Raw genomic sequence first — 22,358 nt, 5'->3', positions numbered from 1 at the left:
AAGTAGCATTCTAAAATCAAATAATTGTATGGATACACAGCAAAAAGACCTTTCTTATTTCAGGATACGACTGAAGGAATTACTAAACAGTAGCTTTCCCGAAAAGGCAAACGATGAAAAGTTTATAACGCAACGATCATCGTGGGCTGCCAACGCGTATGACGGAGCTTTCCGTTCGGGAAACGCTATAGCGCAATGCGATGAAATTGCCAATTATATCCTTTTTGAAGGCTTATACTTCTCCAAATTCGATACGGTTTTTCAGATCGTATGCAATGAATTTGATACCATCATGGCCGATGAAGAGCTGCGGCCCTTCGCCCTGAAAATGCTTCCTGTTTGCGAGGCTGTTTTTGCAAGATATGAGCTAACCGATGATTTCGCTTATGGCCCGGAGTACGAGCTGCTCTATACCGAAATAACAGGGACCATCGCAATATGGATAGAGGAAAATGGGCTTCAGTAAAAAGCTACATCTCCAACAGAATATCTATGCCCTGCGAATTGCTTTTAAACTGGAAAAGGAGAAACGGCAAGCCTCCGTAGGGGAAAGACTGCCAATGATGCAATACAGCGGATTTGGCGGTCTTAAATTCGTACTGAACCCTATAGCCAGCGCATTAGACATTAATAATTGGAGAAAGACCGAACACGAGCTTTTCCCTGTTACGCAGGAACTTCTCCAGCTGCTCAAAGAAAATTCCGAAGACGACAAGCAATACCGCAGGTATGTGGATAGTATGAAAAGTTCTGTGCTCACGGCTTTTTATACACCTCCTGAGGTAATAGATGCAATTTCTGCCGCTTTTAGAGACAGCGGCCTGCACATCCGCAAATTCCTCGAACCTTCGGCGGGTATCGGTTCATTTATACAATCTTTTTCAGCGAATACAAAAGCAGATGTTACTGCTTACGAAAAGGATCTGCTCACCGGCAAGATTTTAAAGCAGCTATATCCCGAAAGCAATATTCGTATAGGAGGCTTTGAGGAAATTTCCGAAAGGGAACAAAACAACTATGATGTTATAGCCAGCAATATTCCTTTTGGCGACACCTCGGTATTCGACCTTACCTATTCCAGAAGCAAGGACAGTGCGAAGGTACAGGCAGCCCGAAGCATACACAATTACTTTTTTCTGAAAGGCGCTGATATGCTCCGTGAGGGCGGTTTGTTAGCTTACATCACTTCACAGGGTATTCTGAACAGCCCGAAGAACGAACCGATACGCAGGGCTTTGATGCAACAAAACAACCTGGTTTCAGTTGTTCGATTACCTAATAATCTGTTTACTGATTATGCCGGGACAGAGGTTGGCAGTGACCTGATTGTCCTGCAAAAGAATACGGCTAAACAAGGCCTTAACGAAAGGGAAGAACTATTTTGCCAAAGTAAGCAGACCGAATACAATACGCCTGGCAATGCACTGTTTTCAGACAATACACGGATTGTACATACAGACCGCAAACTGGATACAGACCCTTATGGACAGCCAGCGCTCATCTATTTCCATAGAGATGGCACCAGCGGAATTGCCAAGGACCTCAAACAGATGCTTAATGAAGATTTTGGAAAGCACCTTAACTTGAATTTGTACCTAGGCGAACGGAACGAAGAGCCGGTGATACAAATTCCTATTGAACCAAAGGTTACACCGCCGGTTATTGAACCCGTAATCATCCAAAAGGGAATACCATCTCTGTCTGCACAGGTAGCTCATCGTGAAAGTCCACCGGAACTTAAACAACTGAGCATTTTCGACCTTTTTGACACTACGGACGAACCGGTAGCAGTTCTTGCTCCGCCCAAACGGACCACATCAATCAAAAGGCAAAGCACCAACAAAAGAAGAGGTGCAATAGGTCGCCAGCCTGACCTTTTCAGTAGTGCAATGCAGCAACCATACACAACTTCCATTACCAATAAAGCAGTTAATGGAACGCCATCTAACGATGGCAAAAAGCAGGAAACTATCGGAGATTTGTTTTCAGGTGTAAACGGAAGCAGCCAGCCTGTTAAAGCAGCTATTCCCGAAGTTGCCCCGTATAGTGGCGAACTGCAATCGTTCCACCGTAATGATTGCCTTGCCATGGATAAAGGTTGGGTCGGTCACTTGCAAGAAGTGGATACCGCAGAAGGAAACGCCATATTTCATCCCTTGCAACTACCCAGCTTGCAAAGAGCAAGAGCTGAAGCATATATCGAAGTCCGTGATGTGTACCAGCACCTTTACACTAACGAGGCACAGTATCAGGTCGAACAAAAGGAAGAAAGGGAAAACCTGAACCGCCTTTATGATGCTTTTGTCAAAAGGTATGGCAACCTTAACAATGCAGATAATATTAAGCTCATTAAAACAGATAGTTCGGGTAAGGAAATGCCTTACCTGGAACGTGTAATCGGTGGCGTTGTACACAAAGCGGATATCTTTAGCCGACCTGTAAGCTTTTCGACAGTAACCATAGCAATTGACAATCCTGAAGAAGCCTTAGCAGCCACGCTCAATAAATATGGAAGTGTGGATTTGGCGTATATGTCCGAAATCAGCGGTATGAACGCTGACGCCCTGAAAGAAGCCTTACATGGCCGCATTTATTACAATCCTTTGCAAAAGGGATACGAAATAGCCGAACGCTGGACTGCGGGGAACGTTGTAGAGAAAGCTGAAGAGGTACGCAGCTATATCGAAAATAATCCGGAGGATACCGAAGCCAAAACAAGCCTCAACGTTCTGGAAGAGGCCCGACCAAGGCGGATCGAATTTGAAGAACTGGATTTTAACCTTGGCGAACGCTGGATACCCACAGGTATTTATGCCCGTTTTGCTTCCCACCTGTTCGATGCAGATGTTAACGTTTATTACTCGGAAAGCTCCGACGATTTTTCCGTAAAGTGTCACCAGGGCAATATGCACATTTGGGAAAAATATGCCGTTAAGTCCGAAAGCCGGACGTTTGACGGGATAGCCCTGCTCAAACATGCTTTGGTCAATACCACGCCAGACATTACCAAGAAAATGAGGGTTGGCGATCAGGAAGTAAAAGTGAGAGATATGGAAGCCATACAAATGGCTAACACGAAGATAGACGAAATACGCACCGCCTTTACCGATTGGCTACATGCGCAAAACGACCAATTTAAAAACAGGCTGACCGATCAATACAACGACACGTTCAACTGCTTCGTTCGGCCGAACTACGATGGCAACCATCAGGACTTTCCAGGCTTAGATCGTAAGGCTTTGGGTATTGAAGACCTGTATTCAAGCCAAAAGGATACGGTTTGGATGATAAAGCTGAACAACGGTGCTATCTGCGACCACGAAGTAGGTGCAGGCAAGACATTGGTGATGTGCACTGCCGCACAGGAAATGAAACGTTTGGGACTTGCCCACAAGCCAATGATTATTGGACTGAAAAGCAACGTTCACGAAATTGCCGAAGCCTATCGTACCGCTTATCCACACGCCAAGATCCTGTTTCCGGGCAAAGAAGATTTTACGCCCCAAAAGCGCCTGAGGATTTTTGGGGACATTAAAAACAATGATTGGGACTGTGTGATATTGACACACGACCAATTCGGGATGATACCGCAATCGCCCGAAATACAAAAGGAAATCCTTGAAATAGAGCTGGACAGCGTAGAGCGCAATTTAGATGCCTTGCAATCCCAAGGAAAGGAAGTGACCAGGGGAATGCTAGCAGGCGTAATCAAACGGAAAGAAAACCTGGAGGTGAAACTTAAAACCCTTGAACACGATATTGAAAACCGAAAAGATGACGTCGTAGATTTTAAAATGATGGGTATAGACCACTTGTTTGTGGATGAGAGCCACCAATTTAAAAACCTGATGTTCAATACCCGTCACACACGGGTAGCAGGATTGGGCAACATAGACGGCAGTCTAAAAGCCATGAACCTGCTCTTCGCCATCCGTACCATTCAGGACCGTACCAATGCGGACATGGGCGCAACCTTTCTTTCGGGTACTACCATTAGCAACTCCCTGACCGAACTATACTTGCTGTTCAAATACCTGCGGCCAAGGGCAATGGAAAAACAGGGTATCCATTCTTTTGATGCATGGGCGGCTATCTATGCTCGGAAAACTACCGATTATGAGTTTTCGGTGGCTAATAACATTGTGGCGAAAGAGCGTTTTCGCTATTTTATCAAAGTGCCGGAATTAGCCCAATTCTACTCAGAAATCACGGACTACCGCACAGCAAAAGATATTGGCATCGATCGCCCGGTTAAGAACGAAGTGCTGTATAACATACCGCCTACACCAGATCAGGAAGTCTTTATCAAAAAACTGATGGACTTTGCTAAAACAGGTAATGCGGAACTTCTTGGGAGAGCACCTCTATCACAAAGCGAAGAAAAAGCAAAGATGCTTATAGCTACGGATTATGCCCGCAAGATGTCGCTCGATATGCGGATGGTAAGCGGTAGGTATGACGACCATCCCGATAATAAGGCATCGCACTGTGCGGCAAACATCGCTAAATATTATAACCAGTATAATACCCAAAAAGGAACACAGTTCGTTTTCTCTGATCTCGGTACTTACAAGCCTGGCGAATGGAACGTGTATTCGGAAATCAAACGCAAGCTGGTAGAGGATCATGGCATACCTGCACATGAAGTCCGGTTTATACAGGAAGCTAAAAGTGATAAGCAGCGCAAAGAACTGATTAAAGGAATGAATGAGGGAAAGATCCGTGTGTTGTTCGGTTCTACAAGTATGTTGGGTACGGGCGTTAATGCCCAGAAAAGAGCCGTTGCCATACATCATCTCGATACACCGTGGCGACCGAGCGATCTTGCACAACGTGATGGGCGAGCCATCCGTAAAGGCAATGAAATAGCTAAATTCTTTGCCGATAACCAGGTAGATGTGATTATCTACGCTGTCGAAAAGTCTTTGGATAGCTACAAATTCAACCTGCTGTACAACAAGCAGCTTTTTATCGATCAGTTAAAGACCAACAATCTCGGCAAGCGAACTATTGATGAAGGCAGTATGGACGAAAAATCAGGAATGAACTTTTCTGAATATGTGGCTATCCTGTCGGGAAATACAGACCTGCTGGATAAAGCCAAACTGGAAAAACAGATTGCCGGACTGGAAAGTGAAAAACAGGCATTTAACCGTTCCAAATTCAGTGCGAAATATAAACTGCAGGACTATACGGAAATGCTGGAAAGTACGCAATCCCGACTGCATCGAATGAGCCTTGATTGGGATAATTTACAAGGGCGCTTACAAAAACGTGAGGATGGCACTGTTGCAAACCCTGTTTTACTGGAAGGACTACCGCCGAATGCCGATATGAAGCAAATCGGCACCAAGCTTAATCAACTTGCAGACAATGCCCGCACCGGAGGGCAGTATGAAGAAATCGGTACGTTGTACGGATTTACACTATTGGTCAAAACTGAAATGTCTGAAAAGGAGGGCGTGGACATTCGGGTAAACCGATTTTTGGTACAGGGCGAGGGCAATATCAAATATACTTACAACAACGGCATAATGGCCAAAGAACCGGAAACTGCATCCATGAATTTTTTAAGGGCACTGGAAAAACTACCAGGCTATGTAAAGCAGGAACAGGAGAAAATTGCCGAAATAAAAAAGGATTTGCCTATTCTTCAGGAAGTAGTAGATGGTACATGGTCCAAGGAAAACAGATTAGGCGAACTTAAAACGGAACTGGCTGCTGTGGAAAGAAAAATCCAGCTATCTATCATGCCTGAGCCTAAGGAAGAACCCGTGGAAGCGCAAGAGGAAAAGCAAAAGGAAGCTTCATCTGTTTCAGAGGATATTTTAAGAACAAAAGGTGTCCATTTGCCAAAAGGTGTACTATAAGATAGATTGTTAAATTCTTTCCTAATAATCTTTAAAAAAAATAACCGTTAACATAAAATGTCACAGTAATTTTTTATTAAATAATTTAAATGCTTATGTTTGATAATGAGAGCGTTAATGAACGGGGATTAAATCAGGTTTGATTTTTCCCCGTTATTTTCACTCGGATATGTAAATGTCTCCAGCAAAATGGTATATGTCAATAGCAACAATGTATAACTATTGTTTAACCCAGTCTAACTGCAAATGCTTAATATCGAAAGTCTTTCCCAATTTAAAACTATCCCCATAGAGGAAATTAAAACCGGTGATTTTGTTATCAATTTAGGTGAAGTTGTAGAAATTGATAAATTTCCTAATCATATTGATCTCATAATTCTTAGGTTAAATGAGAAATACGTTATAAAATTCAGCCTTGAAACATTAATTGTAATAAAATGATTTTTAATGGCGATAGTCAAACTAACTAGCTTGAGTTTTAGCAATGAACAAAATGAACAGATGATGCTACAAAAATTATCCCTCCTGTACCAAATGCTGCAAATCAGGATCATTCTTTATCCGTTCTATTTCACTCACAACAATATGCAGGATGTCTGACTTTATACGTTTGTAATTGCTTTCAATTTCCTCTTTCATTTGATCTTTTCCCTGCTCATTTACAAAAGAAAGGATTTGTGGTATCTGCTGGTAAGCTTTGGTTTCAGCGGCTACCCTTTCATTGTCCACTACAATTTCTGCATGAAAAATCTTTTGCTCGATACGTTCATCAAAGTTGTCTGATACAGAACCCACAAACATACCTTGTGTCAAGGTTGATATTTTGGATGCAGGTATCAGGCTATCTAATTGTGTGGAGATAGATGTTGATTTATCATTTCTATTGATGGTCATACTCTGACGTTTCTGTAATACTTTTCCAAAGCGTTCCGAAAGGCTCTTTGCGGTCTCTCCTACAACCTGACCACTGAATACATTACCAACGGTATTCTGAATTACCTTACTTTCCTTGTCGCCGTAGTCCCTTGTTAATTGCGAAAAATCTTGAAATCCTAAACATACTGCTACTTTGTTTGATCTGGCAGTTGCGATCAGGTTGTCCAGTCCTCTGAAATAAATCGTAGGCAGCTCATCTATGATAACAGAACTCTTTAGCTGTCCTTTTTTGTTAATCAGTTTGACGATCCGTGAATTGTACAAACCTAATGCGGCAGAGTAAATATTTTGACGGTCAGGATTATTGCCAACGCATAAAATTTTTGGTTCTTTGGGGTTATTAATGTCCAGCGTAAAATCATCACCTGTCATCACCCAATAGAGTTGCGGACTGATCATTCTCGATAAAGGAATTTTTGCCGATGCAATCTGACCTTGCAGTTGATCTTGTGCACCACCTTGCCACGCGTCCATAAATGGCGATAGGTAGTTTTCCAAATCGGGGTACGAGGTAAGAATCGTGAATACATCCGAATACTTTTTATTCAGTAATTCGATGGCGTGTGGGAATGTACAGTACTTTCCATTCTCATAAATTTTCAAATACCAGATTATCGCAGCCAAAAGAATAATTGGGCTTTCCACGAAAAAATCGCCCTGCTTCTGTATCCACGACCTGTTTAGGTTCAGCATTATCGTGTAGGCCGCTTCGTAAGCATCTGAAATGTCCGTCATAAAGTCGGGATTGAGTGGGTTGCACCGATGGCTTCTGCGAGGGTCGTCGAAATTGATGACGTAGAATTTGGGCTGCACTTTGTACTTGTCCCGGTGTTTCAGTAAGTGATTGTAGGCGATGGTAGAAAGGTCGTCGAATTTGAAATCGTATATATACATACTAAAGCCCTTTTCTATCTGTTGCTTGATGTAATTATTTACGATAGCATATGATTTTCCGGAACCTGGAGTACCGAGTACAATAGATGCCCTGAAAGGATTTACAATGTTTATCCAACCGTTGTTCCATTTGCCTTTGTAGTAAAACTTGGTGGGCAGATTGACGGAATACTCGTTTTCCATCAGCTTGGTTTCCTGTTGAAAGCTTTCGTTTTCATTATTGAAAACATCGTCCATAAGATTGGTGCGGAGCAAGCGGCTCATCCATACCCCAGCCATAAGCAAGGCGATATAACCTAACGAAATAGTAAGGATATACAGAAATGTACCTGTTGCGGGAGATAGTATTAACAATGGTGTGTTCAGGAAAAACAGCACAAAACCAACGCCTAAAGCCGCGTAAATTTTTGACCATGTTATTTTTTCATTCTTTACGCCCTTTGTACCTAAACAACTCAAAGCTAACAACACCAGAGCAAATGCTTTGGTATAAAGGGTATGTGAAAACAAACCAGCAGTTCTGTCAAAATTCCCTAATATTTTGTTGATTACTTCCAACGTCCAGCCACGCTCTAAAAAGAAACCGTAGCAGAACCAATAAAGGTGCATCAGTACCAAAAGAATACTCACTGCCCGCATAAAAGCCATTATCTTGGCTAACCCTCTTAAATCATCTTCCCCTTGCATTATTTTAGTTTTAATGTTCGGGCGTGAATTTAAACGCTATAAGGGGTGGCTATAGGAATGTGGCAGCCAGTGGCATCGAGTGGCAGTATTTGGCGGGAAGACTATAATTTTCAGATTGATTTTAGGAATTACCTTCAGCTCCTCTCACCAGAAGTTTGTCGCAGACTTTGCTGCTCAGCATCTCATTTTGTCTTTTATCATAGGAAACCGACATTGTTCCATCGAATGGTTCTATGGACTCAATAAACAAAACAGTACCCAGTACAAGTTCCTTGCTGTTCAGGAATTTCAGCAAATCTTCGGAAGAATGGGAAACTGCCATAAATTCGACCTTATCTCCTTTCTTATGGTCGCTTAACCTCAGATAGTGTTCGGTTGTGATCTTTCCGTTTATGTCCGGTATCGGTGATCCGTGAGGGTCAACATTCGGATGCCCAAGTAATTCATCCATTTTCTCGAAAAATGCCGTTGACCGGATATGTTCGATCTGTTCGGCAATAAGATGAACCTCTTCCCATCCAAAGCCCATCTTTTCCACTAGGAACATTTCGGTAAGCCGGTGCTTCCTGATTATCAGGGCGGCTTCCTTTTTTCCTTTCGCAGAAAGCTTGACTGGCTTGTAGCTTTCATAAATGACCAGCTCTTTCTCGGCAAGGCGTTTCATCATGCTATTAGCTGTAGGTATCTTAACTTCCAATTGCTTACTCAGCTCCGATATATTCACTTCACCTTTGTCAATGGATAAGACAAATAAAGCTTTCAAGTAGTTTTCTTCAGTTTCCGAAATCATATAACAAATCTACAAATTATTAGACCGCTCTAACATTTTAAACAAACTTTATTTGTTAGTATAGTCTAGCTTATTATTTTTGTAAGACTAATTTATATTTTAAATTAGTCTGTGAATATTTTTTAGTATTATCTTATAGAGTATTCCTGTTATTTAATGAGCCAAATTGAAAAGTAATGAATAAAAAAAGTAGCAAATGAGAAAATCACAAATTATCATCGGGGGAATTATAGCCCTGATAGTCGGGATACAGGCCTGCGAAAAGTTTGAGCCCGGATTGCCCTTGGAAGACAGCTTGCTGGACGGTCCGATTGAGGGGCTTAGTCTTTCGGAAATGCAACGCTTCAATGATGGCGACAGAACCTTTAATGATGAAGTATTTACCGTTGAAAAGGGGCTAGGTCCTTTGTTTGTTTCCAACAGTTGCGTGAGCTGCCATGCAGGAGACGGTAAGGGAAATCCGTTCAGCACATTGACACGTTTTGGCCAGGTAGACGAAACGGGTAACCAGTTTTTGCATCTGGGCGGTCCACAGTTACAGAACAGAGCTATCCCAGGCTATCAACCGGAAGTTTTACCTCCGGGAGCGGCCTTTTCAAGGTTTACGCCCCCCGCAGTTACAGGACTGGGGCTTCTTGAATTTGTTCCTGATGATGTACTGCTCCAAATGGCTGATCCAAATGATCTGGATGGGGACGGCATCTCCGGCAGGGTAAACTGGATAAATATCCCATCCTATATCAATCCCCGTAGCGGAAGCGTTTCTCACAATGGCAGGTATATCGGGCGGTTCGGTAAGAAGGCTAGTGTTTATGATCTTCTTCAGCAGACGGTAGACGCACTCGCACAGGATATGGGGATATCTACGCTCTACCATCCCATAGATGTGTATTCCGGGCAGAAAGTAGATCCAGAAATTTCCACCCAGCGAGTGAACAACCTAGGTTTTTATTTACAAACCTTGAAGGCACCCATCCCCCGTAATCAGACCGATGCGGATGTAATAAAGGGGAAAGCCCTTTTTACGCAAGTGAATTGCAGCAGTTGCCACAAACCCAAACTAACTACAGGCAATGCCCCGATTTCGGCACTTGCATTCAAGGATTTTTATCCATACACCGATCTGTTGCTACATGATATGGGTTCGGGCCTGGATGATGGATACACCGAAGGTACTGCAAAGACCAATGAATGGAGGACACCGCCATTATGGGGGCTGGGTCTTTCACCTAATTCACAGGGCGGAAAGTATTTCCTGATGCACGATGGCATGGCAACCAGCATTGAACAGGCAATAGAACTGCACGGAGGAGAAGCGGTAGCTTCCCGTCAGCAGTACAACAACCTGTCTCCAACAGATAAAGCCGCGATTATCAAATTCCTCAAATCATTATAATATGGACAGAAAGCAATTTATCAAACAATGTGGCTTTGCCTGCCTCGGTACAGGTCTGGCACCTGTACTGTTGGAAGGATGTGCTACGGGGAAGTCCATATCAGGTAAGATTATGGGCTCCGATCTTTCCGTTCCGTTGAGCAGTTTCCTTTCTGGTAAGGGCGGAAAGGAAATCTATAGAAAATACATTATTGTGGAACACGGCCAACTGAGGTACCCCATATATGTATTCCGTTTTTCAGAAAGCGAATACAGTGCGGTGCTTATGCAATGCACTCATCAGGGCGCTGAATTACAGGCTTTCGGCGATATACTGCAATGTCCTGCACATGGCAGTGAGTTCAACAACAAAGGGCAGGTACAAAATGGGCCAGCCCGGGAGAGCTTGCGCTCTTTTTCTGTAAATATCGTTAACGACCAACTCAACATATCACTTAAACATGCATAAAAAATACTACGTCACACTTTTAATCAGTGTTAGTCTGTTTGTACCGGCGCTGGTTCATGCTCAGATTGATTCTACCCTGTTCAGGAGAGCGGAAAACAGGGATTCACTGAACAATACAATGAATATGGATGCGATATATAATAGACCAATGCTTTCAGCAGGCAAACTGCCCATATCTGTGGGTGGATATATGGAGGCCAACTGGCAACATATTGGCCAGGACGGGGTAAGCCAAGGAAACCAGTTCCAATTCAGGAGGTTCACCATTTTTATGGCATCCACGATCAGCAAGCGCATCAAGTTCATGAGCGAGCTTGAATTTGAGAATGGTACCAAGGAGATCAACATCGAATTTGCGGCATTGGACATGGAGTTTCATCCTTTGCTGAACTTGCGTGGGGGGATTATCCTTAGTCCGATCGGTGCATTCAATCAAAACCATGACGGGCCTAAGTGGGAGTTTACAGACCGTCCAATTTCAGCGACACAGCTTTTGCCTTCCACCTGGAGCAACGCCGGATTCGGATTGTATGGTAAACATTACGATGACGACTGGATGTTCGGTTATGAAGCTTATGTTTCGGGAGGATTTGATCAATCCATCATTAACAATGAACAGGGCAAAACGTACCTGGCTGCGACAAAATCCAACACCGACCGTTTCGAGTTAAGTCTCACCGGGCAACCACTCTTTTCAGGAAAACTGGCAGCAAGAAATAACAGGATAGGTGAAATTGGCATTTCTTACATGGGTGGTATTTACAACAGGTACGTTGACAATGGCAACGTTATCGACGAAAAACGGACATTGAGTGTATATGCAGTTGATTTTAACACGAAGATTCCGCACATAAAGACTTTTATTACCGGTGAATGGGCATGGATTAAACTAATGGTTCCGGAAAGTTATACTCAACAATATGGTGAGCGGCAACAAGGCGGATTTGTCGATATCGTCCAACCTGTTTTACAACGAAAAATATTGGGATGGCCAAAAGCATCCCTAAGCCTTGCCTGCCGTTTGGAATATGTGGATTGGAATGTGGGGAAGCTTAGGGAAACTGGCGATAATATTGGTGAAGATCTGTGGAGTGTGGTGGGAGGATTGAGCTTCCGTCCAAATTCTGAAACCGTATTGCGATTGAACTACAGGCACCAGCGTAGCCGTGACTTCTTTGCGAATCCGCCTGTATTGCTCGGTGGTTTTAGTTTTGGTATCTCAACCTATTTTTAATTCAGCATCCGTCTTAATATACCAGTGTATTTAATTTGCTTATCCAGAATTTCTGCGGTGTTTTCTTTTCTTTTTCATTTGGTTAGCAAAATCCTGTTCCTCGTAATCTTCGCCTTGAGCTTCGGGAAGCAATCCGCCCAACGCTTCGATCAAACCATCTTCATGTTTGTCAGTATTTAAGAAATTGAACAGATGGTGTGGGGCTTCCTCGGGAAGATCTGCATCATCTGATGTGGGTGTTTTTGACTGTCGTATGCCTGATTCTTTTTTCTCCGATTGACGACTACTATTCCAATAATCGTTAAAAGCGTTGGCAGAAAGTTCTGTTGCCAAACGTGAACCATTCCATACAGCTTTTGAGTTGTGGTCTATAAATGTCATTCCGTATATTCGGCCCGTATCATTTCTTCTTACCACGACATTAATACCTTGTTCTGCCAAATGCTTTTTAAAGCTCAATTCATCAGTTGTAGATTGCAGGGCAATGCTAACGGCGGATTTTAAGGTCTGTTTGGTGGGGCTGGTTTTCAAAGCCGTTTTGCATTTCGCAAAATGCAGTTCCAAAGCCGAAAGCCCTGCGCTCTTCCCGAATAATGAAGCCTTAAACGGATGCCCGGCTCTATCACCATTTTCATTCAATGGAATGTACAATAAGCCCTGCTGCATTTTCCCTTGCAATTCGCCCTCTATTTTCTCGGCGGTAATATTGAACAGGGAAAGCAGGGCATTATATTCTCCCAATGTTTGATATTGGTAATAGTTTGGCAGGTGACGAACGACTGAAGCGATTTGGCTCTTAACATCGCCTGCCCGATAATCAACCGGACGGAAAACCTTATCAGTCTGATTACGCTCTTTGTCGGTGGCGGGTATCAACCCGTGTTGTTTTTCCAGTTCACGGCATACATTCATCGACCGCATTTTCTCGAATTTGTCCGAGATCTTTTTTCCCTGCTCATTCACGCAAACTGATACAATGTGTATATGGCTGCGGCTGGTATCGGTATGTTTGAACACCACAAAAGGCTGTTCGCCGTAACCCATTTCCCGCATATACTGTTCTGCCATTTCCCGATATTTTTCATTGCTTACCTTATCATTCGGGTCGGGATTGAGCGAAATATGCAGCGTATGTTTCTCGGTATTGCGGTTGGCTATTAGGTAAGGCGCAAAAGATTGGGCTAATTGTGCTACGGAATAATGCCCGTTAGCGGTTTCAATCATCTTACTGGCAAACAAAATTTGTCCGTTTTCATGCTCCACTTTGAGTTGATTGTATGCCAATGCCCCATATAAATTTCCGCTTCTACCGATTTTTGCTATCATTTCTAAGCTTGTTTTTTCAGGTGTTTTGCTTCAAATTCTTCGGTAAGTTGAATGATTTTTTGGCATAGCATCGCCATTTCAACCGTCTGTTTTTCCAGTTTGTACAGGAATGCAGCCGCTTTTTTCTCGGTAAAATGCTTATACAGCAGCTTTACAATCTGGTTATAGTTCACACCAACGGAGCGAAATTGGCTATGAAACGAAGTCAATCGCATATAAAAATCAACCGTTCCTTTGTCAATTTTTACTGATTTCATTTCCTTACCGAACAACAAGCCGATGATAAATTTTGCTTTATTGGTCATTCCCGATGCATCAAAAAGCGATAAAAGTTTCGTGTTTTCTTCGTCTGTAAGACGGAAAACGTGGCGGTGGATGCTTGGGTCTGTTTTGGGTGTCCGTCCACCCTTATTCTGTTTTTTGTTTCTGTTCTCGTTCATCACAAATCCATTTTAAAATTCATACAAAACCCTGACTTCGGAAGGTGTTTTCTGCCCCCTGCAAAGGGCAAGTTGTTTTGAGGCACTAACTCGGTTTCGAGTGCCTCAAAACACAACTTGCCGTGTTCCGGTGAACACAAAAATCCGCCCTGCGGGACGGATTGAATGTAACAGGGAAAAACGGCTCGATGCCGTTGCTGTTACCCTCCGATTTGTCAAAAGTCTTTTGCATAAATCCGTTAATAAAAATCATTTTACAAAGTAAGCAACTGTATGTAAGAGTATTGCAATGCAATACCCGGACAAACACTGCCTTTGAACGCCAAACACTGCCATATATCGTACAGCAGGTAAATTATCCGTTTTATTTGCCTTACAGTTTTAATGCAGGCAGTAAAAAATGTATTTAAACAGGAAAGAAAATCGGGTTTGCAAACAGGCAGTTTGCCATAAAAGCATAAGGTTTTAAAAGCATAAAACTATAAAAACGTAAAAGCATAAAAGCGGTAAAGCATTTTGTTTTCTGCAAGGTTTACAACCTGCCAAATCATACTCCTTACAAGGTTGTAGGGAAAGCGTAAAACGGCACAGGAACATTCCAAAATGCCAATGCAGGAATACAGTGAAAAAGGAATATTCCAATAGACAAATATTTAAACCTGTAAAACAAGCAAGGCGTGTAACAATAAATTTTTAAATAATGGAAACAAAGAAGAAAACCTTAAAAATCAGCTTTTCTACCCAAAAAGGCGGCGTGGGAAAATCAACAATGACCACCTTGCTAGCAAGTGTGCTTCATTACCGTTTAGGATATAATGTGTTAGTAATGGACTGCGACTTTCCACAGCACAGCCTGACCAATATGCGTGAACGGGATAAGAAAACCTTGATGCAGAATGACTACCACAAAAAAGCGGCAATGAAGCAATTCCAGACCATCAACAAGAAGGCATATCCGATTATCAAAAGCAAGGCTGAAAATGCTTTGGACAAAGCGTCGGAATATGTAAGCCAGTCGGCAGTTGCGCCCGATGTTATTTTCTTCGACTTGCCTGGAACTGCCAATACTAAAGGTGTATTGACAACCTTAAAAATAATGGACTTTATCTTTTCACCCATTACAGCCGACCGCTTAGTAGTGGAAAGCACATTGGGCTTTACCAAAGCCTTTCTTGAACTGCCCAAAACTATTGAGGGCAATGAGCAACAAGAGCTGTGGCTGTTCTGGAACCAAGTGGACGGTAGGGAAAAAACAGGTTTGTACGAGGCATATCAAAGTGTCATTAAAACACTCAACCTGCCCATAATGGAAACAAGGATAATGGACAGTAAGCGTTTCCGAAAGGAAACGGACGATACCGAAAATTATGTGTTCCGTTCAAGCCTGCTACCCGCAGAACCTCAATTGATGAAGGCAACCAAAATGGATTTGTTTGTCGAAGAATTTTTAAAAATCATACATCTATAAAGTCATTCAGCTATGAGTTCAGATAACAAAAACGAAGATTTTAAAAAGCCAAATGTTGATGAAGATTATTTGATGAACATCATCAGCGGTGATGAGCCAGTTGCTCCACCTCAAAATAATCAGCAACAGGAAGAACCAAACGAAATCAAGCCCAAAACCAGGGAAAAATCCCGAAGCAATTCGTCAAAGAAAGCGGACTATGACGAAACATTTTTGGTCAACCGCTTTCCGTCAGGTCGAAGCGGCAAAGTGGTTTACATACGTCCTGAATATCACGAAAGGCTGCTCCGCATTGTGCAGTTAACGAGGGAAGAAAAAACAACACTCTACTCATACATTGACAATATCCTTGAACACCACTTTAGGGAGTTCGGGGACGATATTACAGATTATTTCAACGAACGCTTTAAACCCATTTTATAATGAAGAATGCAAATAAAAAGAGGAACGCTATTGTTGCAGACAATACTTCCGCCATCACAAAAAACGAAGTACAAACAAGCTATGAGCAAACATTTCTGCAAATGGATACAGTGCAGGCACGAGGTAACAAGAGCATCTACCTAAGCCCGGAGCATCACGAACGATTGACTCGTATTGTACAAATAATTGGCGATGACAAAATACCGTTGTTCGCCTATCTGAACAATATACTTGACCATCACTTTGAAGCGTTTGAAGATGCAATTTCAAAGGAGTATAAAGAAAAATACAAAGCGCTGTTTTAAAATTCTCGATTTATGGAAATAGTAATTGTGATATGCCTGCTAATCGTGATTGTACTGCTTTTGCAGGATAAGATTGTCATTCATAAGAGGTTGGAGCAAAAGCCCAAACAGGAAAAAGTTAACCTGAACCTGCCCGGTATTATGGGACAACCCAAGCCAATAAGAAGCCTTTCACTGCCAAACACTGCCGATGAAAGCCAAATAGCAGAACCGGAAATAAACCCAGCTAATTTAGACATTGATTACGACGAGAACGAAGATGTAAGTATTCAGGTTCCGCAGGAAGAGCTGGACGATGTTTTCAGAAATATGCCTGATTTGGAGGAAGAGGAAGAAGAATGGAACAGGTATGGAGTATCCGGTGGCGATAGCAGTCTTGCCCAAGGGGTTACCTATGAAGAACTAAGCTCCGTAGGTGCATTGCTCCAAAAAGAAAGTTTGGAACAAGCTCAAAAGGAAACAGCGGTAGCCATAGTTCAAAGATTACAAGGGACTGAATTATTCGCCCTGCTGGAAAATTCCATTGAGGGTGCATCCCGAAAGATTGCCGAACTTTTGGACAGCACAATCACTTCTGAAACGGAAGTCCGCTCTTCCTTAATGCGGAAAAATAATCTCGAGGATTTTGATATCGGGGAGTTTGTCTGAAAGGCAATTCCCCTTTATTGTTTATGAACAAATAACAACATACGATCATGAAAAGAGAATTGCCAATCATCAATATTCATGGTACTGATTTCTTTATTGATGTAGAAAGTCTAAGCTTGAAAGAAAGAGCAAATGAAAACAACTTTATTCCTTTTGGTTATATGGCCGATGTACCTGGGGGATATGAATTTGAGTATGGGCTGGATAGCAGGAACATCCATACCATCTGGACAGACGAACAAAGTGTAAGGATAAAAATACCTGAGTTGGTAGAACTTGATCCCTTTGGTATGTCGCAAAGGTATCAAGTACCAATGGAACAGCTAAAAGGGAAAACGGATTTTGAAATTATGGTAGACCAACAGGCCTTTGATCTCAGAGTAAATAAAGGTGTTCTTCCGACCATAGATATTGCAGGAGATTTATTTTATGTGGTGCTCGACAAAGATCGGCTTATTCCGAAGGACGATCCACAGTCCGTGGGAATACCTATACCGTCTTTCACACAGTATGACCAGGTACTCGGAGAGAATGTATTTGCCTACGACCCCAAAAAACGGGAAATAAAAGAACTCGATTATTTGAAGATAACGGAAATTCCAAAAAACCTTATAGCAGTCAGACTACCGTACAGTTTCTCGCTAGATCCTGTAGGCTGGAATTGGCAGAATAATCGGGACGCAAAAACTGCTTTGAAAACATCAAACCTCAGGATGCACTTCAGCTCCCCCAAAATACCCTGGGAAAAAACAGATCTGCCCGATATTATCAAAGAAAATCTGGAAGAATTGAGACAAAGAAAAGTAGAAAAGATAAAATCTGGTCTAACGAAACCTTTAGTCAATAAGCGTAATCGTGGTCGCAGAATGTAATCATTGCAATAATTTAAGTATAGAATTATGATTAAAAAAGATGATCCCGATTATATTCTGGAAGAATATAGAGGGCATATAATAGCAAGTCACAAGAACAATGTACCGGAAAAGTCTACAGACAATCTTATCATCACCTACCGAAAAGAGGACTTTCCTGAATATGGGTATATCGTTGGACTGGACGACAGCAAAATGTCAGGAAGTAGGAAGACATTTCCTCATAATATTGACGACGCAAAGGGCTATATTGATTGGCTGGAAGGGAAGCCGGAAATCGAAATTGACGGAACTAAATATCTTTTCGATATAAACCAACTAGCATTAGTCGAGAAATACCGACCTGAAGAAAGGAAACTGTTTTTTGACGAGATGAAAGACTATGGTACACATTATGAGTTTGTGTACAACAGAAACTCCAAACGCCTTGATGCAGACAGAACAGAAAATGGAATAGATGCCTACATTACCGGAAAACACAGCTTTGCTATTATTACCGTACCAAGAATGGGCGATATTGACCCGACGGGTATGAGCAGTAAGTACAATTGCTCCCTTGACTATATTCGTCAAAATAGCGATTTGGATATAATGATTAAGGAAGCTTATGACATGCGGGTAAACAAGGGGATGTTACCTACGATTGAAATTGAGGAGCACACATTCTATGTGGATTTGCGAATGGATAAACTTAGGCCCAAAGATGATTTTTTATCCAATGGTATTGGGTTCTCCCAAATTGAAGACTATTTCAATGATACAACTGAAAAATATGTCATACCCTATAATCGTCAAAAAAAAGAATTGGGTGAGATAGACTATGAAACCATTACCAAAATTCCTAAAGATCTGGTAGTAGTGGAAATACCAAGCGAGATTAAAATGGACCCGATAGGTTGGAACAGACTGCACGGATTCGATCTTAAAGACGGGTTGAGGGAAACAGGATTACAAATGAATTTTACCGCGAAACAAGCCAAATGGGAAGACATCTATGTTCCTCAAAAAATCAAAGAAAATTTAGCGCAACTAAAAAGAGAAAAGCAGCAGAACAAACCCATTAAAACCTCACAGAACCAACAAAGTAAAAAAGGGCGGAAAATGTAGAATACCTCCCTGGTCAACCAACGTCAAACCGTAAAAAGTTTGGCGTTTTTTTATGGCTAAGCATCTGCTGTAATGCCACTCGCGGCCAAATACTTCCTCTGACTGCCACTTTAGGGCAATGCCTCTTTTTCCATTAGACATTTGTTCCGAAAGCTCGCAAGGTGCGGGATAAACAGTAACAAATTAATGTGTTTCAATTATGGAAAAACAGAGAAAAAAAGTTTTGCTGGCAGCAGTGGCAACGTTGTCAGCAATGGGTGCTCTTGCACAGGGAAATGGTTCTGCAGGTATCAACGAAGCTACCCAAATGGTAACAAGCTATTTCGACCCCGCAACCAAATTAATATACGCCATCGGCGCGGTGGTTGGGCTCATCGGAGGCGTTAAGGTGTACAACAAGTTTAGCTCCGGCGACCCCGACACTTCTAAAACTGCCGCAAGCTGGTTTGGTGCGTGTATCTTCTTGATTGTTGCAGCTACTATCCTGCGCTCATTCTTCCTTTAATCCTGTGCCTTATGAATTATCATATCAATAAAGGCATCGGAAGAACGGTGGAATTTAGGGGCCTCAAAGCGCAATACCTTTTCATTTTCGCCGGCGGACTGCTCGGTACGCTGATCTTCGTGATGGTACTGTATATGGCGGGTGTAAATTCCTACATCTGCTTGTTCCTTGGCGCAGGTGGAGCTTCGCTCATTGTATGGCAGACTTTTTCGCTAAACAGGAAGTACGGCGAACACGGCTTGATGAAAATTGCAGCAAACAAAAGGCACCCCCGCTATATCATTTGCCGCAAGCCTGTACACCGCTATTTAAAATTCACACCTAAACAGAACACCGTATGAGAAACGTAGCAAAAACCACTACACTGGAAAACAAATTTCCTTTGTTGGCAGTAGAGAACAATTGCATTCTTTCCAAAGATGCAGACATTACCACTTGTTTTGAAGTGCGTTTGCCGGAACTGTTCACAGTAGCTTCTGTTGAGTATGAAGTGATACATTCCGCCTGGCACAAGGCGATTAAAACCTTGCCTGATTTTACGGTCATTCACAAACAGGATTGGTACATCAAAGAAAGCTATTCGCCGGATTTGGCAATGGAAGACCAGAGTTTTTTATCAAAATCCTACCAACGCCATTTCAATGAGCGGCCGTTTCTAAACCATTACTGCTACCTATTCCTGACCAAGACTACTAAGGATAGGATGCGGATGCAAAGTAACTTCAGTTCGCTTTGTAAAGGCACACTGATACCAAAGGAAATCAGGAACAAGGAAACGATACACCACTTCATGGAGGCGGTGGCCCAGTTTGAGCGTATCGTGAACGATAGCGGGTTTATAACCCTGAAACGCCTTACAGAAGAGGAGATTATCGGAACGGAGGACACACAGGGATTGTTAGAGCAGTATCTCACTTTATCAAGGGAAGCAGGAACACCGATGCAGGACATCGCGCTCGGTACAGAAGAAGTACGCATCGGAAACAAGAGGCTAAGCCTGCACACGCTTTCTGACACAGACGATCTACCCGGAACTGTATCGGCAGATACCCGTTTTGAAAAGCTCTCTACCGACCGGAGTGATTGCCGTTTGTCATTCGCCGCACCTGTAGGTCTGCTCCTTAGCTGTAACCATATCTATAACCAGTATTTATTTTTAGATAACAGCGAAGACAATTTACAAAAGTTTGAAAAGTCCGCAAGGAATATGCACTCACTGGCAAGGTACAGCCGTGCCAACCAGATCAACAAAGAGTGGATAGAGAAGTACCTGAACGAAGCCCACAGCTTCGGGCTGTCTTCTATCCGTGCGCACTTTAACATTATGGCTTGGTCAGAAGACCCTTCGGAACTGAAACAGCTAAAGAACGATTGCGGTAGTGCGTTGGCGCTGATGGAATGTAAGCCACGCCACAATACCACGGATGTAGCCACTTTGTACTGGGCAGGTATGCCCGGCAATGCAGGCGACTTTCCGAGTGAAGAAAGTTTTTACACATTTATTGAGCCTGCACTGTGTTTCTTTACGGAAGAAACCAACTACCACAATTCGCCCTCGCCGTTCGGTATCAAGATGGCCGACAGGCTTACTGGAAAACCTATCCATTTGGATATTTCTGACCTGCCAATGAAGCGGGGTATCATCACCAACCGGAATAAGTTTATACTTGGTCCGTCTGGTTCGGGTAAATCATTTTTCACAAACCATATGGTACGGCAGTATTACGAACAGGGCGCACACGTACTGTTGGTAGATACGGGTAACTCTTATCAGGGCTTATGCGAACTCATTAAAGGGAAGACCAAAGGCGAAGACGGTGTTTACTTCACTTATACCGAAGATAATCCCATTGCCTTTAACCCATTCTATACCGATGATGGCGTGTTCGACATTGAGAAGCGGGAAAGTATCAAGACTTTGATACTGACCTTATGGAAACGTGACGATGAGCCGCCAACCCGTTCAGAAGAAGTTGCGCTTTCCAATGCAGTAAGCGGGTATATCGAACGCATCAGAGCGGAGAATGTGTATCCGTCCTTCAATGGCTTTTATGAATATGTAAAAGGTGATTACCGCAAGGTATTGGAGGAAAAACAGGTAAGGGAAAAAGACTTTGACATTGCCAATTTCCTGAATGTACTCGAACCTTACTACAAAGGTGGTGAATATGATTACCTGTTAAACTCCAATAAGCAATTAGACTTACTTTCCAAACGCTTCATCGTGTTTGAAATTGATGCCATCAAGGATCACAAAATTTTATTCCCGATAGTGACCATCATTATCATGGAGGTCTTCATCAACAAAATGAGAAGGCTAAAAGGTATCCGTAAGCTCATCTTAATCGAAGAAGCCTGGAAGGCGATTGCGAAGGAAGGAATGGCGGAATATATAAAATATCTCTTCAAAACGGTTAGGAAGTTTTTCGGTGAAGCAATTGTCGTAACGCAAGAGGTCGATGACATTATCCAGTCGCCTATTGTGAAAGAAAGTATCATCAACAATTCCGACTGCAAGATACTCCTAGACCAACGCAAGTATATGAACAAGTTCGATGATATACAGGCAATGCTAGGACTTACCGATAAGGAGAAAGGTCAGGTGCTTTCCATTAATATGAACAACGATGCCAGCCGACTGTACAAGGAGGTTTGGATTGGCTTAGGTGGTACGCACTCGGCAGTCTATGCCACCGAAGTTAGTTTGGAGGAATACCTCGTGCGCCCATAAGGGCATATAGTGAATGTGGTTTGGCAACCACTGGGCAAGTGTTTATAACGCCCATCAACAGCCGACTTATCCGAACGGGAAACCCGACGGGGAGTGTAGCATGTCGGAAAAGCCATAAGTCAACTAATTGTCGTGTTGCGACTGAATGGCGAGTTGAAAAGTTAGATATAAGGATGAAGTCTTGATTGATTGAACGACAGTCCGAACGGTCAGTTCTTAGGCAGTGACGGAAGACAGTTACCAACGTCACTTTGTGGTAATATCCTAATGACAGGTAG

At 42.6% G+C, this 22,358-nt stretch carries 18 protein-coding genes; 14 read left to right on the top strand and 4 right to left on the bottom strand.

Going from position 1 to position 22,358, the window contains the following annotated elements; genetic code table 11:
- Positions 1–28: 28 nt before the first annotated feature.
- Positions 29–466: a DUF1896 domain-containing protein gene (locus EG342_RS20170; protein WP_028068989.1), complete on the top strand. Its 438-nt coding sequence runs from the start codon at positions 29–31 to the stop codon at positions 464–466.
- Positions 453–5,870: an N-6 DNA methylase gene (locus tag EG342_RS20165; RefSeq protein ID WP_028068990.1), complete on the top strand. Its 5,418-nt coding sequence runs from the start codon at positions 453–455 to the stop codon at positions 5,868–5,870. The genes EG342_RS20170 and EG342_RS20165 overlap by 14 nt, the downstream gene beginning before the upstream one ends.
- Positions 5,871–6,386: 516 nt before the next feature.
- On the opposite strand, the gene mobC is transcribed toward EG342_RS20165, so the two are convergent.
- Both mobC and EG342_RS20155 read right to left on the bottom strand, forming a co-directional pair.
- A complete protein-coding gene (gene mobC / locus EG342_RS20160) occupies positions 6,387–8,387 on the bottom strand; it encodes a conjugal transfer protein MobC (protein WP_028068992.1) in 2,001 nt (666 codons plus the stop codon).
- 121 nt (positions 8,388–8,508) lie between these two features.
- Complete coding sequence (locus EG342_RS20155; RefSeq protein ID WP_028068993.1) at positions 8,509–9,177, bottom strand: metal-dependent transcriptional regulator; 669 nt, start codon at positions 9,175–9,177, stop codon at positions 8,509–8,511.
- Positions 9,178–9,373: 196 nt separating this feature from the next.
- Here EG342_RS20155 and EG342_RS20150 point away from each other — a divergent pair, with 196 nt between their 5' ends.
- Genes EG342_RS20150 through EG342_RS20140 form a run of 3 tightly spaced genes read left to right on the top strand, consistent with a single transcriptional unit; the run spans position 9,374 to position 12,255 of the window.
- Complete coding sequence (locus EG342_RS20150; RefSeq protein WP_028068994.1) at positions 9,374–10,573, top strand: di-heme oxidoredictase family protein; 1,200 nt, start codon at positions 9,374–9,376, stop codon at positions 10,571–10,573.
- Position 10,574: 1 nt separating this feature from the next.
- A complete protein-coding gene (locus EG342_RS20145) occupies positions 10,575–11,021 on the top strand; it encodes a QcrA and Rieske domain-containing protein (RefSeq protein ID WP_028068995.1) in 447 nt (148 codons plus the stop codon).
- The gene (locus tag EG342_RS20140; RefSeq protein ID WP_028068996.1) at positions 11,014–12,255 is read left to right on the top strand and encodes a hypothetical protein; all 1,242 of its coding nucleotides are present in this window, start codon (positions 11,014–11,016) and stop codon (positions 12,253–12,255) included. The genes EG342_RS20145 and EG342_RS20140 overlap by 8 nt, the downstream gene beginning before the upstream one ends.
- A 39-nt stretch (positions 12,256–12,294) precedes the next feature.
- On the opposite strand, the gene mobB is transcribed toward EG342_RS20140, so the two are convergent.
- Together mobB and mobA are read right to left on the bottom strand one after the other, a co-directional pair.
- Positions 12,295–13,581 (bottom strand): conjugal transfer protein MobB, encoded by a 1,287-nt coding sequence (gene mobB, locus EG342_RS20135; RefSeq protein WP_028068997.1) that lies wholly within the window; start codon positions 13,579–13,581, stop codon positions 12,295–12,297.
- Positions 13,582–13,583: 2 nt separating this feature from the next.
- Positions 13,584–14,021 (bottom strand): conjugal transfer protein MobA, encoded by a 438-nt coding sequence (gene mobA, locus EG342_RS20130; RefSeq protein WP_028068998.1) that lies wholly within the window; start codon positions 14,019–14,021, stop codon positions 13,584–13,586.
- Between the two features lie 700 nt (positions 14,022–14,721).
- On the opposite strand from mobA, the gene EG342_RS20125 reads away from it, so the two are divergent.
- From EG342_RS20125 to EG342_RS20085, 9 genes are all read left to right on the top strand, one after another.
- The gene (locus EG342_RS20125) at positions 14,722–15,489 is read left to right on the top strand and encodes a ParA family protein (RefSeq protein WP_028069000.1); all 768 of its coding nucleotides are present in this window, start codon (positions 14,722–14,724) and stop codon (positions 15,487–15,489) included.
- Positions 15,490–15,501: 12 nt separating this feature from the next.
- Positions 15,502–15,912 carry a DUF3408 domain-containing protein gene (locus tag EG342_RS20120; protein WP_103292777.1) on the top strand — a complete coding sequence of 137 codons (411 nt, stop codon included), beginning with the start codon at positions 15,502–15,504 and terminating at the stop codon, positions 15,910–15,912.
- Positions 15,912–16,217 (top strand): DUF3408 domain-containing protein, encoded by a 306-nt coding sequence (locus tag EG342_RS20115; protein ID WP_028069002.1) that lies wholly within the window; start codon positions 15,912–15,914, stop codon positions 16,215–16,217. The genes EG342_RS20120 and EG342_RS20115 overlap by 1 nt, the downstream gene beginning before the upstream one ends.
- Positions 16,218–16,229: 12 nt before the next feature.
- Positions 16,230–16,865, top strand: coding sequence for a hypothetical protein (locus tag EG342_RS20110; protein WP_028069003.1), 636 nt, complete (start codon positions 16,230–16,232; stop codon positions 16,863–16,865).
- A 47-nt stretch (positions 16,866–16,912) separates the two neighbouring features.
- The gene (locus tag EG342_RS20105; protein WP_028069004.1) at positions 16,913–17,737 is read left to right on the top strand and encodes a hypothetical protein; all 825 of its coding nucleotides are present in this window, start codon (positions 16,913–16,915) and stop codon (positions 17,735–17,737) included.
- Between the two features lie 27 nt (positions 17,738–17,764).
- Positions 17,765–18,844, top strand: a complete 1,080-nt coding sequence (locus EG342_RS20100; RefSeq protein WP_051606601.1) for a hypothetical protein — start codon at positions 17,765–17,767, stop codon at positions 18,842–18,844.
- Positions 18,845–19,043: 199 nt separating this feature from the next.
- Positions 19,044–19,349 (top strand): DUF4134 domain-containing protein, encoded by a 306-nt coding sequence (locus EG342_RS20095; RefSeq protein WP_028069006.1) that lies wholly within the window; start codon positions 19,044–19,046, stop codon positions 19,347–19,349.
- Positions 19,350–19,360: 11 nt separating this feature from the next.
- Positions 19,361–19,690, top strand: a complete 330-nt coding sequence (locus EG342_RS20090; protein WP_028069007.1) for a DUF4133 domain-containing protein — start codon at positions 19,361–19,363, stop codon at positions 19,688–19,690.
- Positions 19,687–22,080, top strand: a complete 2,394-nt coding sequence (locus EG342_RS20085; RefSeq protein WP_028069008.1) for a TraG family conjugative transposon ATPase — start codon at positions 19,687–19,689, stop codon at positions 22,078–22,080. Before EG342_RS20090 ends, EG342_RS20085 begins: the two co-directional genes overlap by 4 nt.
- Positions 22,081–22,358 lie beyond the last annotated feature (278 nt).

The sequence above is a fragment of the Chryseobacterium lactis genome, assembly GCF_003815875.1.
GTDB lineage: Bacteria > Bacteroidota > Bacteroidia > Flavobacteriales > Weeksellaceae > Chryseobacterium > Chryseobacterium lactis.
This window is presented reverse-complemented; position numbering and strand designations above follow the sequence as displayed.

Excerpts from the sequence above, each read along its gene's own strand:
- EG342_RS20170 (WP_028068989.1), top strand. The coding sequence starts at position 29 with ATGGATACACAGCAAAAAGACCTTTCTTATTTCAGGATACGACTGAAG.
- EG342_RS20165 (WP_028068990.1), top strand. The coding sequence starts at position 453 with ATGGGCTTCAGTAAAAAGCTACATCTCCAACAGAATATCTATGCCCTG.
- mobC (WP_028068992.1), bottom strand. The coding sequence starts at position 8,387 with ATGCAAGGGGAAGATGATTTAAGAGGGTTAGCCAAGATAATGGCTTTT.
- EG342_RS20155 (WP_028068993.1), bottom strand. The coding sequence starts at position 9,177 with ATGATTTCGGAAACTGAAGAAAACTACTTGAAAGCTTTATTTGTCTTA.
- EG342_RS20150 (WP_028068994.1), top strand. The coding sequence starts at position 9,374 with ATGAGAAAATCACAAATTATCATCGGGGGAATTATAGCCCTGATAGTC.
- EG342_RS20145 (WP_028068995.1), top strand. The coding sequence starts at position 10,575 with ATGGACAGAAAGCAATTTATCAAACAATGTGGCTTTGCCTGCCTCGGT.
- EG342_RS20140 (WP_028068996.1), top strand. The coding sequence starts at position 11,014 with ATGCATAAAAAATACTACGTCACACTTTTAATCAGTGTTAGTCTGTTT.
- mobB (WP_028068997.1), bottom strand. The coding sequence starts at position 13,581 with ATGATAGCAAAAATCGGTAGAAGCGGAAATTTATATGGGGCATTGGCA.
- mobA (WP_028068998.1), bottom strand. The coding sequence starts at position 14,021 with ATGAACGAGAACAGAAACAAAAAACAGAATAAGGGTGGACGGACACCC.
- EG342_RS20125 (WP_028069000.1), top strand. The coding sequence starts at position 14,722 with ATGGAAACAAAGAAGAAAACCTTAAAAATCAGCTTTTCTACCCAAAAA.
- EG342_RS20120 (WP_103292777.1), top strand. The coding sequence starts at position 15,502 with ATGAGTTCAGATAACAAAAACGAAGATTTTAAAAAGCCAAATGTTGAT.
- EG342_RS20115 (WP_028069002.1), top strand. The coding sequence starts at position 15,912 with ATGAAGAATGCAAATAAAAAGAGGAACGCTATTGTTGCAGACAATACT.
- EG342_RS20110 (WP_028069003.1), top strand. The coding sequence starts at position 16,230 with ATGGAAATAGTAATTGTGATATGCCTGCTAATCGTGATTGTACTGCTT.
- EG342_RS20105 (WP_028069004.1), top strand. The coding sequence starts at position 16,913 with ATGAAAAGAGAATTGCCAATCATCAATATTCATGGTACTGATTTCTTT.
- EG342_RS20100 (WP_051606601.1), top strand. The coding sequence starts at position 17,765 with ATGATTAAAAAAGATGATCCCGATTATATTCTGGAAGAATATAGAGGG.
- EG342_RS20095 (WP_028069006.1), top strand. The coding sequence starts at position 19,044 with ATGGAAAAACAGAGAAAAAAAGTTTTGCTGGCAGCAGTGGCAACGTTG.
- EG342_RS20090 (WP_028069007.1), top strand. The coding sequence starts at position 19,361 with ATGAATTATCATATCAATAAAGGCATCGGAAGAACGGTGGAATTTAGG.
- EG342_RS20085 (WP_028069008.1), top strand. The coding sequence starts at position 19,687 with ATGAGAAACGTAGCAAAAACCACTACACTGGAAAACAAATTTCCTTTG.